Raw genomic sequence first — 15628 nt, 5'->3', positions numbered from 1 at the left:
GGAGGGGAGGGGTCAGCCTGGCAGTGGGCTGAAGAAAAAGATGGTGCCCCGAGGGAGAATCGAACTCCCACTCTGTCACCAGAAACGGATTTTGAATCCGCCGCGTCTACCAATTCCGCCATCGGGGCAATGCAGGTGCGTACGAGCGTACGCTGGCTGGCGCGGAGTATACGGAGCACAGGTGGTCGAGGTCAATCCTGCAGACGGTTGTTGTGGATCGCGGCAGCGGCGGATTTCGGCTACTATAGCGGCCTTTCCCCTGCAACTCCGGACTTCCTTCCTGCATGCGTCTCAGTGATTTTCATTTTGAGCTGCCTGACGAGCTGATTGCGCGCCATCCGCTGGCGGAGCGTCGTGGCAGTCGTCTGCTTTGTCTTGATGGGCCGACCGGCCAACTGGCTCATCGCCAGTTCGTCGATCTGCTCGAGTACTTGCGCCCCGGCGATCTGATGGTATTCAACAATACCCGGGTTATTCCGGCGCGCCTGTTTGGCCGCAAGCAAACCGGCGGGGTGCTGGAGGTGCTGGTTGAGCGGGTGCTGGACGAGTATCGCGTGCTGGCACATATCCGCGCCAGCAAGTCGCCCAAGGCCGGCAGCCGGATTTTGATTGATGGCGGTGCCGAAGCCGAAATGGTCGCTCGCCATGATGCACTGTTCGAATTGCGCTTTGCCGAGCCTGTTTTGCCACTGTTGCAGCGGGTCGGCCATATGCCGCTGCCGCCTTATATTGACCGGCCGGACGATGAGGCCGACCGCGAGCGCTATCAGACCGTTTATGCCAAGCGCGAGGGGGCCGTTGCCGCACCGACCGCAGGGTTGCATTTTGATCGCGCGCTGCTGGATGCCATCGCTAAACTGGGTGTCGACACGGCGGAAGTTACCCTGCACGTTGGTGCCGGCACCTTCCAGCCAGTGCGGGTCGAGAAGATCGAAGAGCATGTCATGCATCAGGAGTGGCTGGAGGTCACACCCGAGGTGGTGGCTGCCGTAGAGGCGTGCAAGGCGCGTGGTGGGCGGGTAATTGCGGTGGGCACTACCAGCGTGCGCTCGCTCGAATCGGCCGCTCGTGATGGTGTGCTCAAGCCGTTCAGCGGTGATACCGATATCTTTCTCTACCCGGGCAAGCCTTTCCACGTAGTCGACGCGTTGATCACCAACTTCCACCTGCCCGAATCAACCCTGCTGATGCTGGTATCGGCCTTTGCCGGCTACCCGGAAACCATGGCGGCCTATCACACCGCCGTGGCCGAAAAGTACCGTTTTTTCAGTTACGGTGATGCCATGTTCATCACCCGCAATCCGGCCCCAACCGGCCCTGAGGTATCGTCATGAGTCATATGTTCTTTGAACTGCTTGCCACCGACGGCAAGGCGCGTCGCGGGCGCCTGACTTTCCCGCGTGGGGTGGTCGAGACGCCTGCCTTTATGCCGGTCGGAACCTACGGCACGGTGAAGGGCATGTTGCCGCGTGATATCGAAGCCATCGGTGCCCAGATTATTCTCGGTAACACCTTCCACCTGTGGCTGCGTCCCGGGACCGAGGTCATTAGCAAGCACGGTGATCTGCACGACTTCATGCAATGGCAGGGGCCAATCCTGACCGACTCCGGCGGCTTCCAGGTGTTCAGTCTGGGCGCCATGCGCAAGATCAAGGAGGAGGGGGTCTACTTCTCTTCACCGGTCGATGGCGCCAAGGTGTTCATGGGGCCGGAAGAGTCCATGCAGGTGCAGCGCGCGCTGGGGTCGGATATCGTCATGATCTTTGACGAGTGCACGCCCTATCCGGCGGATCTGGATACCGCTCGCCGCTCGATGGAATTGTCGCTGCGTTGGGCCAAGCGCTCAAAACAGGCGCATGGCGACAACCCGGCGGCGCTGTTCGGGATTATTCAGGGCGGCATGCACGAGGAGCTGCGCCTACGCTCATTGGAAGGGCTCAGTGAAATCGGCTTCGATGGTCTGGCCATCGGCGGCCTGTCGGTCGGTGAGCCGAAAGAGGAGATGATCCGTGTGCTGGACTTTCTGCCGGGTCACATGCCGCCGGAAAAACCCCGTTACCTGATGGGTGTAGGCAAGCCGGAAGATCTGGTGGAAGGTGTTCGCCGCGGCGTGGACATGTTCGATTGTGTGATGCCCAGCCGCAATGCGCGCAACGGCCATCTGTTTACCGAGACGGGCGTTATCAAGATCCGCAACGCGGTGCATCGTCACGACGAGTCACCGCTGGATCCGGCCTGTGACTGTTACACCTGTCAGCACTTTTCCCGCGCCTACCTGCATCATCTGGACAAGTGCGGCGAAATGCTTGGCAGTATGCTCAATACCATCCATAACCTGCGGCATTATCAGCGGCTTATGGCAGGTTTGCGCGGTGCCATCCAACAGGGTACATTGACCGCCTTTGTGGAAAACTTCTACGCCAAACTGGACCGGCCGGTACCGCCGCTAGAGGCCAGCTGACCGGTTTATTGATCGCTCTCGCTGGCTGTACAAGCAGAGGGCATGAAGTACTGATCGGCATGCCCCTTCAGTCTTGAACGATGGCCGAAGCGCCCCCATAACCGATTTTTCGCAGTTCAATAACAGGAGCGTCACATGAGCTTTTTCATTCCCGCCGCCATGGCACAGTCTGCAGGCGGAGCCGCACCGGCGGGTACCGGTTTTGAGTGGATCTTTCTGGTCGGGTTCGTGGTCATCTTCTATCTGATGATCTGGCGTCCACAGGCCAAACGTGCCAAAGAGCACAAGAATCTGCTGGCGGGTCTGTCTACCGGTGATGAAGTGGTTACCGGCGGCGGCATTCTGGGCAAGGTCAAGAAAGTGACTGACGAGTTCGTTGTTCTGGAAGTTGGCGATAGCCAGGAGCTGAAATTCCAGAAAGGCTCTATCGTCGCAGTGCTGCCCAAGGGCACACTGAAAGCCATCTAAACTCCTCGCAGACCCCGTTCCGGGCGCCCATCAGGCGCCCGGACTGCTATCAGGCCCTGATATGCTCAATCGTTACCCCCTCTGGAAATACCTGCTGATCGTGACCGTGCTTGCACTGGGCCTGATCTATGCAATGCCTAACCTATACCCGGATGATCCTGCTATTCAGATCTCCGGCGCCAGTTCCACCCTGGTTATCGAACAGTCTGACCTTGATCGCATTGAACAGGCGCTGGCTGCGGCCAATCTGCCGACCAAGGGCACTGAGTTGGGCGCCAATGGTCGCTCTGGTCTGGTGCGTCTGGTTAATCGCAGCGATCAACTGAAGGCGCAGGATGTCGTCCGTGATGCGCTAGGTACGCGCTACGTTGTCGCGCAGAACCTGGCGCAGACCACGCCGGACTGGTTGTCGGCTATCGGTGCTGGCCCCATGACGTTGGGTCTGGATCTGTCGGGCGGCGTGCACTTTCTGCTGCAGGTCGACATGGACAAGGCGATCGAGTCGCGCGTCAATGTCTACCAGAGTGAGCTTCGTGGCCTGATGCGCAGTGAGGGGATTCGTTATCGCAGTTTGCCGACGCAGGGCAATATGCTGCAGTTCGGCTTTGCTGACGAGGAGCAGCGCAGCGAAGCCCGTCGCCTGATCGTCGGCAAGTATAACCAGTTTGTGACTACCAACGCTGAGCTCAAGGATCAGGCCGTACTGCAACTGACACTGTCTGATGCCGAGATTGCGGCGATCCGTGACTATGCGGTACAGCAGAACCTGACTACGGTGCGTAACCGGGTCAATGAGCTGGGTGTTGCCGAGCCGCTGGTCCAGCGCCAGGGTGCCAATCGCATTGTGGTTGAGCTGCCGGGTGTGCAGGATACCGCAGAGGCCAAGCGGGTTTTGGGCAAGACTGCCAACCTTGAGTTTCGTCTGGCGGCAGAACCGGACGCCCCGCGTGCGACCACTGAGACGTTCGCCTTCCGCAGTGCCGAAGGGCGCACCGCCGACGTCGAGCGCAGCATCATCATTACCGGTGACCAAGTCACCGACGCCCGTTCCAACTATGACGAGAACGGCCGCCCGCAGGTCAATATCAATCTCGACAGCCATGGCGGCGAGCTGATGAACCGTGCGACCCGCAGCAACATCGGTCGCGGTATGGCAGTGCTCTTTATCGAGCAGCGGCAGGTCAACCGCAAGGTTATGCAGGAAGTCGACGGGGTGATGCAGGAAGTCGAGATTCCGGCCTTTGTCGAAGAAAAGTCGATCATCAGCCTGGCTACCATCCAGAGTGCACTGGGCAACCAGTTCCGCATCACCGGTCTGGACTCGCCGGCTGAGGCTTCCGAGCTGGCGCTGCTGCTGCGCGCCGGTGGTCTGGCCGCGCCGATGCACTTCGTTGAAGAGCGCACCATCGGTCCGAGCCTGGGGGCAGAAAATATCGCCAAGGGTGTGACCGCGACTCAGGTCGGCTTTGCCCTGGTGCTGGTGTTTATGGTGCTGGTCTACCGTGCCTTTGGTGTCTTTGCCGGTATTGCTCTCAGCTTCAACCTGGTGCTGTTGCTGGCGCTGATGTCATTGCTGGGTGCGACGCTGACCCTGCCCGGCATCGCCGGTATTGTACTGACGCTCGGTATGGCGGTGGACGCCAACGTGCTGATTTTCTCCCGCATCAAGGAAGAGGTCGCCAATGGCATATCGCCCCAGCGCGCGGTGCACGAAGGTTTTGATAAGGCCTTCTCGGCGATCGTTGACGGTAACCTGACAACCTTGCTGGTGGGTGTGATTCTGTTTGCCATGGGTTCAGGCCCGATCAAGGGCTTCGCTGTCACGCTGTCGCTGGGGATTCTGACCTCCATGTTCAGTGCGATCATGGTGACTCGCGCAATGGTCAATTTGGCCGTTGGCGGTCGCGACATCAAAAAGCTGTGGCTGTGAGGAATCACCGATGAATATTCGTAAAACCATTAATTTCCTCCGCCTGCGCAAAATGTTCTTTGTTGTTGCTGTTGCGCTGATGCTGGCGTCGATCGGCAGTCTCGCGGTCAAGCAGTTGAACCTTGGTCTCGATTTCACCGGTGGTGCACTGGTGGAGCTGAACTACAGCGAGGCAGCTGATCTGGAGGCCATTCGCGCCACGCTGCGCGAGAACGGCTGGGGTGATGCGGTGGTGCAGAACTTCGGCGCCTCGACCGACGTGCTGATTCGCTTGCCCAGCGATGATCCGAACCTGGGTAACCAGGTTGCGCAGATGATCAAGACGGCCGATGGCAGCGATGTCTCGGTCAAGCGGGTTGAGTTTATCGGCCCGCAGGTCGGCGAAGAACTGCGCGATCAGGGCGGCCTGGGCATGCTGGTCGCCATTGGCGGCATCCTGCTCTACGTTTCGCTGCGGTTCCAGATGAAGTTTGCGGTGGCGGCGATCCTGGCGCTGGTGCACGACGTTATCTTTACGCTCGGGGTCTTCTCGTTCTTCAAGATTTCCTTCGATCTGACGGTGCTGGCGGCCGTGTTGGCGGTCATTGGCTACTCGTTGAACGACACAATCGTCGTGTTCGACCGGATTCGGGAGAACATGCGGCTGATGCGGCAGACTGAGCTGACCGACATCATCAACATTTCTACCACTCAGACGCTGGGCCGGACCCTCGCTACTTCGTTCTCGACCATTCTGGTGCTGCTGGCGCTGTTCTGGTTTGGGGGGGAGAACATTCACGGCTTTGCCACGGCGCTGCTGATCGGCGTCGGCGTGGGCACCTACTCTTCGATCTATATCGCGGGTGGTCTGCTGGTGACCATGAAGCTCACTCGGGATGACCTGATCCCGCCGCAGGTGGAAGAAGCGGTCGACGATCGGCCCTAGGCGTCGGCTTCGCCGGCGCAGCGGCAAGCCTCAAGAGGTAAGCTTCAAGCCGCAAGCTACAAGCTGCAAGAAAACCCGCGTCGGAACTGAATCCGGCGCGGGTTTTTTGGTTTTGGGTTGGCTTGAAGCTTATGGCTTGGAGCTTGAAACGTAAAAAAAGAGGCCCACACCGGTCAGGATGTGGGCCTCTTTGGTTTGCCCTACACGGCCAGCTTGCCGCTTGAGGCTTACAGCCTTGTCGCTTGCTGCTTACATCTTCATTGCGGGTGTCAAATGCGGCTGAATGGCAGTCAGTACAGCCTTGAAGCATTTCGGGTTGCCCGCGACGATATGGCCCTTATCGAGGAAGTGGTGGCCGCCGCTGAAGTCGCTGACCAGGCCGCCGGCTTCCTGAATCAGTAGGGCACCTGCCGCCATGTCCCATTCGGCCAGGCCGAACTCCCAGAAGGCATCGAAGCGGCCTGCGGCAACATAAGCCAGATCCAGGCTGGCTGCGCCGGCGCGGCGGATGCCTGCGGTCTGGCCGACCAGGCTGCGGAACATGCCCAGATAGTTGTCCAGTGAGTCGATCTGATTTGCCCGGAATGGGAAGCCGGTACCGAGCAGGGCGCCATCCAGCGACTTGCGGGTGCTGACGCGCAGGCGGCGGCCGTTCAGGGCTGCGCCACGGCCGCGGCTGGCGGTGAATTCTTCCTGGCGAATCGGGTCGAGGACGACGGCGTGCTCGATGCGTCCCTTGACGCGGCAGGCGATGCTGACTGCAAAGTGCGGCACACCACGAACGAAGTTGGTGGTGCCGTCCAGCGGGTCAATGATCCAGACAGTGTCGGCTCCGTCGCCGTGGCCCGGCTGGAAGCCGCTTTCTTCGGCCTGGATGCTGTGATCGGGATAGGCCTTGCGCAGTTGGCTGATGATCGCCTGCTCGGCGGCGCGGTCGACTTCCGAAACATAATCGCGCGCGTCCTTTTCGTCCACGGCGAGCACATCGAGGCGTTCCATGGAACGGTAAATGAGCTCTCCTGCGCTGCGCGCGGCACGCAGGGCAATGTTCAGCATAGGCTGCATATGGGGTATGTCTCTGTCGGAAGATGAAAAGCCGGACATTGTAGCAGAGTTAAAAATGAACAGAAATGCATCATGGCTATCGCGTCTTAGCTTTTGTAAGATGCAGGGTCCCATTTTTGGCTTGAAGGTGTCGCTGTGTTGAAGAACGTGCGTGTGGTGTTGGTCAACACCAGTCATCCTGGCAACATCGGCGGCGCGGCGCGGGCCATGAAAAACATGGGGCTGACCCAGTTAGTGTTGGTCGACCCCGAGCGCTTCCCCGACCCGGATGCCGTCTCGCGCGCATCCGGTGCTGATGATGTGCTGACCGGCGCTCGAATTGTCGCGACCCTGGAAGAGGCTATCGCTGACTGCTCGCTGGTGCTCGGCACCAGCGCCCGGGATCGCCGTATTCCCTGGCCGGTGCTGGATCCGCGCGAGTCCGCTGACAAGGTGCTGGATCAACTGGCACAGCTGCCGGACGCGCAGGTCGCGCTGGTGTTCGGGCGCGAGGACTCGGGTCTGACCACCGACGAGCTGCAGCGCTGCCAGTATCACGTACACATCCCTTCTATGCCGGACTTCAGCTCGCTGAACCTGGCTGCTGCGGTGCAGGTGCTGGCCTATGAGCTGCGTATGCAGAGTCTGCAGCGCGAAGGTGCGCCGACCAAAATGCACAAGGTCGAAACCACGGCAGTGTTTAACGAGATTCCGGCGACGGCGGGGGAGCTGGAGCAGTTTTATCAGCATCTGGAGCAGGTGCTGGTTGAAATTGGCTTCCATGACCCTCAGAAACCACGGCAGTTGATGCCGCGTTTGCGTCGCCTTTACGGGCGGGTGCACCTCAACCGGATGGAAATGAACATCCTGCGCGGGATCCTGACCGAAACCCAGAAGGCCGTCGGCGTCAAAGCAGCCGGCGAGCGGAGAACCTAACCATGTTTGATCGCATGAAAGAAGATATCGCCAGTGTATTCCACCGTGATCCTGCCGCGCGCAACACGCTGGAAGTGCTGACCTGTTATCCCGGCTTGCATGCGGTCTGGTTGCATCGCGCTTCGCATGCGTTGTGGGTTCGGCGGGCTTTTCTGCTGGCCCGTATGTTGTCGCATTTTGCGCGCTGGCTGACGGGGATCGAGATTCACCCAGGTGCGAAGATTGGGCGTCGGTTCTTTATTGATCACGGTTTCGGTGTGGTGATTGGTGAAACCACCGAGATTGGCAACGACGTGACGCTGTATCAGGGCGTGACGCTGGGTGGTACCAGTTGGGATCAGGGTAAGCGCCATCCGACGCTGGAAGACGGCGTTGTGGTCGGTGCCGGCGCCAAGGTGCTGGGGCCGTTTACTGTGGGCGCCGGAGCAAAAATCGGCTCCAATGCTGTGGTGACCAAGGCAGTGCCTGCCGGCGCCACTGCGGTCGGTATTCCGGGGCGAATCATTCCGAAGGATCCGGAGCCGTCGGCTGAAAGCGAGCAGCAGGCTAACCGTCAGGCCATGGCGGAAAAACTCGGCTTTGATGCCTATGGTGTCAGCCGCGATATGCCGGACCCGGTGGCGCGTGCGATTGGGCAGATGCTGGACCACATGCACGCCGTGGATAGTCGTCTTGAGGGTATGTGCAAGGCGTTGAGCGAGTTGGGTAGTGACTATTGCGCCAAAGAGCTGCCCGCGCTCGGTGGTGAGGATTTTGAATTGCTCAAGGATGATGAAACTGACGCGGTGGCTACTGATGCTGCAGCTGAAAAGCCTTGATGGAGTTGTTGATGAATCAGCCGATTTACCTGGATTACGCCGCTACCACGCCGGTTGATCCGCAGGTCGCCGAAAAGATGGTTGCCTGTTTGACCATGGACGGCAACTTCGCCAACCCTGCTTCGCGCTCTCATGTTTACGGCTGGAAGGCGGAGGAGGCGGTTGAGCATGGCCGGCGTCAGGTGGCGGACCTAGTCGGTGCCGACCCGCGTGAGATTGTCTGGACTTCCGGCGCCACAGAATCGAACAACCTAGCGATCAAGGGAATGGCGCACGCCCTGCAAGATAAGGGGCGGCATCTGGTCACCTGCAAGATCGAGCACAAGGCGGTTATTGACTGCTTCAAGCAGCTCGAGCAAGAAGGGTTCGAGGTGACCTGGCTGGAGCCAGGTCCGGGCGGATTCATCGCGCCCGAGCAGTTGCAGGCGGCTTTGCGTGAAGACACCGTGCTGGTGTCGCTGATGCACGTCAATAACGAAATTGGCACGGTCAATGATATTCAGGCCCTGGGTGAGATTGCCCACGCGGGCGGGGCGGTATTCCACGTTGACGCGGCGCAGTCGACAGGCAAGCTGGCAATTGACCTGAGGGTATTGCCGGTCGATCTGATGTCATTCAGCGCACACAAGACCTACGGCCCCAAGGGTGTTGGTGCACTGTTTGTGCGACGTACCCTGATGCCGAAGCCGCAGGCGCAGATGCATGGTGGTGGGCACGAGCGCGGCCTGCGTTCCGGCACCCTGGCGACTCACCAGATCGTTGGTATGGGTGAAGCCTTTGAGTTGGCTGGCAAGCTGATGAAAGGTGAGAATGCGCGGGTTTCCGCGTTGCGTGACGCGCTACTCAACGGCCTGGCCGGTCTGGACGGCGTCAGTCTCAATGGCAGTGCCGATCAGCGGGTACCGCACAACCTCAATCTGGCGTTCGCCGGTGTTGACGGCGAGCTGCTGTTGCTCGCGCTCAAGGATCTGGCGTTGTCGACGGGCTCCGCCTGTACCTCTGCCGCGGTCGAGCCCTCTTATGTGCTGCGCGGGATTGGCTTGAGCGACGAACTGGCACACAGCTCCATCCGTCTGTCGCTTGGCCGTTTTACCTCTGAACAGGATGTCCAGCGGGCGGCTGAGATCATCTGTCAGGTGGTAACCCGCCTGCGTGCTAGCTGACGGTATACCGTCAGCTACGCTGCTGTTATCTATTTGTCTTTAACCTGCGTATAATCCGCAGGTTAACCATCTTTTGTAATTTTATTCTGTAACTACCTCTCTGGAGAGTTTTATGGCCGTTGAACGTACCCTGTCCATCATCAAGCCCGATGCCGTTGCCAAAAATGTCATTGGTCAGATCCTGACCCGCTTCGAGCAGGCTGGTCTGCGCGTTGTTGCAGCCAAGATGGTTCAGCTGTCCCAGGCCGATGCCGAAGGTTTCTACGCCGAGCACAAAGAGCGTCCTTTCTTCAAGGATCTGGTTGGCTTCATGACCTCCGGCCCGGTTGTTGTTCAGGTTCTGGAAGGTGAAGGTGCGGTTCTGAAAAACCGTGAGCTGATGGGCGCTACCAACCCGAAAGAAGCCGATGCCGGTACTATCCGCGCAGACTTCGCCGAGTCCATCGATGCCAACGCTGTTCACGGCTCCGACTCCACCACTTCCGCTGCACGCGAAGTGGCTTACTTCTTCGCCGAAACCGAACTCTGCCCGCGCTAAGGCCGGGTCGGGTTTGCTCAACCTAGTGATGTGATCGCCATGACCGATACCACCAGCAAGACCAATCTGCTGGGTCTGACACAGCAGAAACTGGAAGCTTTCTTCGAAGGATTGGGAGAGAAGCGTTTTCGTGCCGGCCAGGTCATGAAATGGATGCATCACTATGGCGTGGACAACTTCGATGACATGACCAATATCGGCAAGGCCCTGCGCGAGAAGCTCAAGGCCACCGCCGAGATTCGTGGTCCCGAAGTAGTCAGCGAGGATATTTCCCGTGACGGCACACGCAAGTGGGTCGTCCGGGTTGCCTCGGGCAGTTGCGTTGAGACAGTGTACATTCCGCAGAACGGGCGCGGCACCCTGTGTGTCTCCTCTCAGGCGGGTTGTGCGCTGGACTGCAGCTTCTGTTCGACCGGCAAGCAGGGCTTCAACAGCGACCTGACCGTGGCCGAAATCATTGGCCAGGTGTGGATCGCCAGCAAGTCCTTTGGTTCTGTTCCTGCGACCGCCGATCGTGCCGTCACCAACGTGGTGATGATGGGCATGGGTGAGCCGCTGCTTAATTACGACAACGTTGTGGATGCCATGACGTTGATGATGGACGATCTGGGCTACGGCATTTCCAAACGCAAGGTGACCCTGTCCACCTCTGGCGTCGTGCCGATGATCAACAAGCTGGCCGAGCAGATGGATGTTGCACTGGCACTATCGCTGCACGCGCCGAACAACGCGCTGCGCAATCAGTTGGTACCGCTGAATAAGAAGTACCCGCTGGAGGTGCTGTTGCCGGCCTGCAAGAACTACATCGCCGGCCTCGGCGAGAAACGCTCGCTGACGGTCGAGTACACCTTGCTCAAGGGCGTGAACGACCAGCCCGAGCATGCTGCCGAGATGATTGAGCTGCTGCGCGATATCCCGTGCAAAATCAACCTGATTCCGTTCAACCCGTTCCCGCACTCCGGTTACGAGCGGCCAAGCAATAACGCGATTCGTCGTTTTCAGGACATGTTGCATCAGGCAGGCTATAACGTCACGGTGCGAACGACACGCGGTGAAGATATTGACGCCGCCTGCGGGCAACTGGTCGGGCAGGTGATGGATCGCACCCGCCGCAGTGAACGCTATATCGCCGTACGCCAGCTCGCCGCTGACGCAACGGAAGCCGCTCCAGTATCAACGCGGCACAACGCAGGTTAACCACTCAGGCCGGAAAGGATGTTGACATGAGCAAGCCAAGCGCCGCGATTTTGATTCTTTGTCTGCTGCTGGCGGGCTGTGTCAGTACTGGCCAGACCGGCCGTAAAGTCGACCCCGAAGCCGCGCGCGACGCCTATGTTCAGTTGGCTATCGGCTACCTGCAAAAAGGTGAGACAGAGCGGGCCAAGCATCCGCTGAGTGAAGCACTGAAGCTGGATCCGCGCTCGGCGTCGGCGCATATGGTGCTGGCCCTGGTATTCCAGCAGGAAGGCGAGTTCTCCGCCGCCGAACAGCACTTCCGCTCGGCGCTGTCCAGTGACCCGAACAACGCCAGGCTCCTTAACAACTACGGCGCTTTCCTGCTTGATCGTGAGCGTTATCAGGAGGCGCTGGAGTATTTCAACAAGGCTGCGGCCGATACGCTTTATAGCGAACGTTCTCGGGTGTTTGAAAACATGGGGATCGCGTATTTGCGGATGGGTAACACGGACGCCGCCCGCGAAAACCTGGAGCGGTCGCTGCGCCTGAACAACCGTCAGCCACGCGCCCTGCTTGAGCTGGCTCAGCTCGAGTTCAACAGTGGCGACTTCGTTCCAGCCTGGAATCACTTCCGCCGTTTTGATCAACTGTCAGAGCAGAATGCAACCAGTCTGTGGCTTGGTGTGCGGCTGGCACGCCGATTCGAAGATCACAGCAAGGCTGCCAGCTACGCGCTGCAGCTCAAACGTCTTTATCCCAACAGTCCTGAAGCCAAAGCGCTTATGGAGTCCGAAAAGTCATGAGTTCCGAGCGTCATGATGCTGCTGCAGACATGGCAGAACCCCGTGCCCTGCGTAATCCTGGTGAGTCCCTGCGTGAGGCGCGTGAAGCCCGCCAGCTGAGCACGGCTGAGGTGGGGTTGGAACTGAAGATATCGCGTCAAGCGGTAGAGCACATTGAGTCGGGCCAGTTTGACCGGCTGCCCGGTGACACCTTTACGCGCGGCTATATCCGGAGCTATGCGCGGCTGATGGGGCTCGACGCTAACCGGCTGGCGCTTGAGTTTGATCGCTATCGTGGTATCGAGGCGCGGGAGCGTCCGGTCAGTTCAATTGCGCGGGTGAATCTGCCGAGCGGGTCCGGCCGCTCCGTCATGCGCTGGTCCACGTTGCTGATGGTGGTAGCGTTGGTTGCTTCAGCGCTCTGGTGGTACGAGTCCAGCCGCCCGGAGTCTGAGCCGTTGACGCCGATGGAGGGCCTGGAGTCCGAACTGCTGCTTGATGACGTCGAGGTGGATGCCATGACGCTGCCAGAGGCCATTGCCGACCAGACTGACGGCATTCCGGCAGACCTGATGCCGCCGCAAGAGCAGGCGGACGCGGGCCCCGACGCAGACGCAGGTGAAGCCGACGCCGCAGCCGCTGCCGCTGAGCCGCCGGCCGCAACGCAGGCCGCTTCTGTTGTTGCTGAGCCCACTGCTTCTGTCGGTGGCGGCCTGCAGTTGAGCGTTGCTGCGGACTGCTGGGTGCAGGTCAGTGCTGCTGACGGTGGGGTGCTGCATAGCGGGCTACTGCGTGCAGGTCAGTCACTGGATATTCCCCATGAAGGCGCGTTGAGCCTGGTGATTGGCGACCGCAGCGCGGTGACGTCCATCCGATTTAAAGGCAATCCCGTAACACTGCCGCCGCAGAGCCAGTCCGGTGTCGTCCGACTGCGCCTGGGCGAGTAAGAGGTCAGACAGTTATGCAGCATGAGTCGCCGGTAAAACGTCGTGTCTCCCGGCAGATCAAGGTTGGTTCGGTACTGGTGGGTGGTGATGCCCCCATATCGGTACAGAGCATGACCAATACCGAAACCTGTGATGTTGCCGCTACCGTCGAGCAGATCCGTCGGCTGGAAGCGGTCGGTGCCGATATCGTGCGGGTCTCTGTGCCGAGCATGGAGGCTGCCGAGGCCTTCGGTGAAATCCGCAAGCAGGTTGGTATTGCACTGGTCGCCGATATTCACTTCGACTACAAGATTGCCCTGCGGGTTGCTGATCTTGGGGTCGATTGCCTGCGCATCAACCCCGGCAATATTGGTCGTGAAGATCGTGTTAAAGCGGTGGTCGATGCAGCCCGCCACAACGGCATCCCGATTCGCATCGGGGTCAACGCCGGTTCGCTGGAAAAGGATCTGCAGAAGAAATACGGCGAGCCAACCCCGGCGGCGCTGGTCGAGTCGGCGCTGCGTCACGTTGAGCATCTTGACCGGCTCGACTTTCAGGATTTCAAGGTCAGCGTGAAGGCGTCCGACGTCTTCATGGCGGTTGACGCCTACCGGCTGCTGGCCAAGCAGATCGAGCAGCCGTTGCATCTGGGTATCACCGAGGCGGGCGGCCTGCGCTCGGGCACCGTCAAGTCGGCGGTAGGGCTTGGCATGTTGCTGGCCGAGGGCATTGGCGACACCATCCGTATCTCGCTGGCGGCTGACCCGGTCGAGGAGATTCGTGTCGGGTTCGATATTCTGAAGTCGCTGCGCCTGCGTTCGCGCGGCATCAACTTCATTGCCTGTCCGAGCTGCTCGCGCCAGAACTTCGATGTGGTCAAGACCATGAACGAGCTGGAGGCGCGCCTCGACGACGTGCTGACGCCGATGGATGTTGCGGTCATTGGCTGTGTCGTTAATGGGCCGGGCGAAGCCAAGGAGGCCGATATCGGCCTGACGGGTGGTACGCCGAACAACCTGATCTATCAGGACGGCAAGCCGGATCAGAAAGTAGATAATGCCGAGCTGGTCGACCGACTGGAAAAAATGATTCGAGATAAAGTGGCTGCCAAACAAGCGCTGGATGCCAACACCATCGCCCGCGGTTGAGCGGCCAGGTAATAGGAAAGAGACTTTGAAGACCCTGCAAGCCGTTCGCGGCATGAACGACGTTCTGCCTGAAGACAGCGCCCTGTGGCAATACTTTGAACGCACCGTATCAGACCTGCTGACCAGCTACGGTTATCAGCAGGTGCGTATGCCGATTGTCGAACCGACCGAGCTGTTCAAACGCTCCATCGGTGAAGTGACCGACATCGTCGAAAAGGAAATGTACACCTTCGAGGATCGCAATGGTGACTCGCTTACCCTGCGTCCGGAAGGCACCGCAGGCTGCGTGCGCGCGATGCTGCAGCATGGCCTGCTCGGCGGCGGTGTTGCCCAAAAGGTCTGGTACAACGGCCCGATGTTCCGTCACGAGCGCCCGCAGAAGGGCCGCTACCGCCAATTTCATCAGATCGGCGTGGAAACCTTCAATCTTGCTGGCCCGGATATCGACGCTGAACTGATCGTACTGTCCTGGCGCCTCTGGCAGCGCCTGGGTATCAGCGATGCGGTCAAACTGGAGCTGAACAGCCTTGGCAGCTCGGAAGACCGTGCCCGCTATCGCGATGACCTAGTTGCCTATCTGCAGGCGCGCTTTGATCAGCTTGATGAAGACAGCCAGCGTCGCCTGGCCAGTAATCCGCTGCGTATCCTCGACAGTAAGGTGCCGGAGACGCAGGCGCTGCTGACGGACGCGCCGAAGCTGGCCGACTATCTGAACGACGAAGCGCGCGCTCACTTTGACGGGTTGCGTGCCTTGCTGGACGAAGTCGGCATTCCCTATGTAATCAATCCAAAGCTGGTGCGCGGGCTGGACTACTACGGCCTGACGGTGTTCGAATGGGTCACCGATCAGTTGGGTGCCCAGGGTACGGTCTGTGCCGGTGGCCGGTACGATGGGCTGGTTACCCAGCTTGGTGGTAAGCCTGCCCCGGCGGTTGGCTTTGCCATGGGCATTGAACGGCTATTGTTGCTGATCGAAACGCTCGAGCGCGTGCCCGCTGAACTGGCTCGTCAGGTGGATGTCTATCTGGTCACACTGGGGGAGACGGCGGTAAAAGCCGGCTTGCGCTTGGCCGAACAGCTGCGTGACGCGCTACCGTCGCTGCGGTTGGTCGTGCACGCCGGGGGTGGCAGCTTCAAGAGTCAGTTCAAGAAAGCTGACAAATCTGGTGCTCTTTACGCGCTGGTGCTGGGAGAAGACGAAGTGGCTGCGCAGCAGATTGGCTTCAAGCCGCTGCGCAGTGGCGAGGAACAGGAAACCTTGAGCTGGCAGGATGTGCCGGCTCGACTGGCAGAGATTATCTGAGCGGCACTGG

Annotated in this window: 15 protein-coding genes and 1 tRNA gene; 14 read left to right on the top strand and 2 right to left on the bottom strand. The window is 59.7% G+C overall.

Annotation, left to right across the window (positions count from 1 at the left end):
• Positions 1–41: 41 nt before the first annotated feature.
• Positions 42–128 (bottom strand) — tRNA-Leu (locus C1949_RS12870).
• A gap of 156 nt (positions 129–284) precedes the next feature.
• Between C1949_RS12870 and queA the strand changes: the two genes are divergently transcribed.
• From queA to secF, 5 genes are all read left to right on the top strand, one after another.
• Entirely contained in the window at positions 285–1334 is a 1050-nt protein-coding gene (queA, locus tag C1949_RS12865) for a tRNA preQ1(34) S-adenosylmethionine ribosyltransferase-isomerase QueA (RefSeq protein ID WP_104738879.1), read from the top strand.
• 5 nt (positions 1335–1339) lie between these two features.
• Positions 1340–2461 carry a tRNA guanosine(34) transglycosylase Tgt gene (gene tgt, locus C1949_RS12860; RefSeq protein WP_170063074.1) on the top strand — a complete coding sequence of 374 codons (1122 nt, stop codon included), beginning with the start codon at positions 1340–1342 and terminating at the stop codon, positions 2459–2461.
• A gap of 135 nt (positions 2462–2596) precedes the next feature.
• On the top strand, positions 2597–2929 hold the full coding sequence (gene yajC, locus C1949_RS12855; protein ID WP_104738877.1) for a preprotein translocase subunit YajC: 333 nt from the start codon (positions 2597–2599) through the stop codon (positions 2927–2929).
• Positions 2930–2990: 61 nt separating this feature from the next.
• Positions 2991–4859 carry a protein translocase subunit SecD gene (gene secD, locus C1949_RS12850; RefSeq protein WP_104738876.1) on the top strand — a complete coding sequence of 623 codons (1869 nt, stop codon included), beginning with the start codon at positions 2991–2993 and terminating at the stop codon, positions 4857–4859.
• 10 nt (positions 4860–4869) lie between these two features.
• Entirely contained in the window at positions 4870–5784 is a 915-nt protein-coding gene (secF, locus tag C1949_RS12845; RefSeq protein WP_170063069.1) for a protein translocase subunit SecF, read from the top strand.
• A gap of 249 nt (positions 5785–6033) precedes the next feature.
• On the opposite strand, the gene suhB is transcribed toward secF, so the two are convergent.
• On the bottom strand, positions 6034–6849 hold the full coding sequence (gene suhB / locus C1949_RS12840; protein WP_104738875.1) for a type III secretion system regulator SuhB: 816 nt from the start codon (positions 6847–6849) through the stop codon (positions 6034–6036).
• 135 nt (positions 6850–6984) lie between these two features.
• On the opposite strand from suhB, the gene trmJ reads away from it, so the two are divergent.
• The 9 genes from trmJ (at position 6985) to hisS (ending at position 15618) form a co-directional block, all read left to right on the top strand.
• Positions 6985–7764: a tRNA (cytosine(32)/uridine(32)-2'-O)-methyltransferase TrmJ gene (gene trmJ, locus C1949_RS12835; RefSeq protein ID WP_104738874.1), complete on the top strand. Its 780-nt coding sequence runs from the start codon at positions 6985–6987 to the stop codon at positions 7762–7764.
• 2 nt (positions 7765–7766) lie between these two features.
• Complete coding sequence (gene cysE / locus C1949_RS12830; RefSeq protein ID WP_104738873.1) at positions 7767–8582, top strand: serine O-acetyltransferase; 816 nt, start codon at positions 7767–7769, stop codon at positions 8580–8582.
• A gap of 11 nt (positions 8583–8593) precedes the next feature.
• The gene (locus tag C1949_RS12825) at positions 8594–9745 is read left to right on the top strand and encodes an IscS subfamily cysteine desulfurase (protein WP_104738872.1); all 1152 of its coding nucleotides are present in this window, start codon (positions 8594–8596) and stop codon (positions 9743–9745) included.
• Positions 9746–9857: 112 nt separating this feature from the next.
• Entirely contained in the window at positions 9858–10283 is a 426-nt protein-coding gene (gene ndk, locus C1949_RS12820; RefSeq protein ID WP_104738871.1) for a nucleoside-diphosphate kinase, read from the top strand.
• A 39-nt stretch (positions 10284–10322) separates the two neighbouring features.
• On the top strand, positions 10323–11480 hold the full coding sequence (gene rlmN / locus C1949_RS12815) for a dual-specificity RNA methyltransferase RlmN (protein WP_104738870.1): 1158 nt from the start codon (positions 10323–10325) through the stop codon (positions 11478–11480).
• Positions 11481–11506: 26 nt separating this feature from the next.
• Positions 11507–12262 (top strand): type IV pilus biogenesis/stability protein PilW, encoded by a 756-nt coding sequence (gene pilW, locus C1949_RS12810; protein WP_104738869.1) that lies wholly within the window; start codon positions 11507–11509, stop codon positions 12260–12262.
• Positions 12259–13188: a RodZ domain-containing protein gene (locus C1949_RS12805; RefSeq protein ID WP_104738868.1), complete on the top strand. Its 930-nt coding sequence runs from the start codon at positions 12259–12261 to the stop codon at positions 13186–13188. The genes pilW and C1949_RS12805 overlap by 4 nt, the downstream gene beginning before the upstream one ends.
• A 14-nt stretch (positions 13189–13202) precedes the next feature.
• Positions 13203–14315, top strand: a complete 1113-nt coding sequence (gene ispG, locus C1949_RS12800) for a flavodoxin-dependent (E)-4-hydroxy-3-methylbut-2-enyl-diphosphate synthase (protein WP_104738867.1) — start codon at positions 13203–13205, stop codon at positions 14313–14315.
• Positions 14316–14340: 25 nt separating this feature from the next.
• Complete coding sequence (gene hisS / locus C1949_RS12795; protein WP_268236203.1) at positions 14341–15618, top strand: histidine--tRNA ligase; 1278 nt, start codon at positions 14341–14343, stop codon at positions 15616–15618.
• Positions 15619–15628: the final 10 nt, after the last annotated feature.

This window comes from Halopseudomonas oceani (assembly GCF_002903165.1).
GTDB lineage: Bacteria > Pseudomonadota > Gammaproteobacteria > Pseudomonadales > Pseudomonadaceae > Halopseudomonas > Halopseudomonas oceani.
The sequence above is the reverse complement of the archived record's forward strand: the minus strand, read 5'-3'. Positions and strand labels throughout refer to the sequence as shown.

Excerpts from the sequence above, each read along its gene's own strand:
- secD (WP_104738876.1), top strand. The coding sequence starts at position 2,991 with ATGCTCAATCGTTACCCCCTCTGGAAATACCTGCTGATCGTGACCGTG.
- C1949_RS12805 (WP_104738868.1), top strand. The coding sequence starts at position 12,259 with ATGAGTTCCGAGCGTCATGATGCTGCTGCAGACATGGCAGAACCCCGT.
- C1949_RS12825 (WP_104738872.1), top strand. The coding sequence starts at position 8,594 with ATGAATCAGCCGATTTACCTGGATTACGCCGCTACCACGCCGGTTGAT.
- pilW (WP_104738869.1), top strand. The coding sequence starts at position 11,507 with ATGAGCAAGCCAAGCGCCGCGATTTTGATTCTTTGTCTGCTGCTGGCG.
- ndk (WP_104738871.1), top strand. The coding sequence starts at position 9,858 with ATGGCCGTTGAACGTACCCTGTCCATCATCAAGCCCGATGCCGTTGCC.
- rlmN (WP_104738870.1), top strand. The coding sequence starts at position 10,323 with ATGACCGATACCACCAGCAAGACCAATCTGCTGGGTCTGACACAGCAG.
- queA (WP_104738879.1), top strand. The coding sequence starts at position 285 with ATGCGTCTCAGTGATTTTCATTTTGAGCTGCCTGACGAGCTGATTGCG.
- suhB (WP_104738875.1), bottom strand. The coding sequence starts at position 6,849 with ATGCAGCCTATGCTGAACATTGCCCTGCGTGCCGCGCGCAGCGCAGGA.
- ispG (WP_104738867.1), top strand. The coding sequence starts at position 13,203 with ATGCAGCATGAGTCGCCGGTAAAACGTCGTGTCTCCCGGCAGATCAAG.
- cysE (WP_104738873.1), top strand. The coding sequence starts at position 7,767 with ATGTTTGATCGCATGAAAGAAGATATCGCCAGTGTATTCCACCGTGAT.
- tgt (WP_170063074.1), top strand. The coding sequence starts at position 1,340 with ATGTTCTTTGAACTGCTTGCCACCGACGGCAAGGCGCGTCGCGGGCGC.
- secF (WP_170063069.1), top strand. The coding sequence starts at position 4,870 with ATGAATATTCGTAAAACCATTAATTTCCTCCGCCTGCGCAAAATGTTC.
- yajC (WP_104738877.1), top strand. The coding sequence starts at position 2,597 with ATGAGCTTTTTCATTCCCGCCGCCATGGCACAGTCTGCAGGCGGAGCC.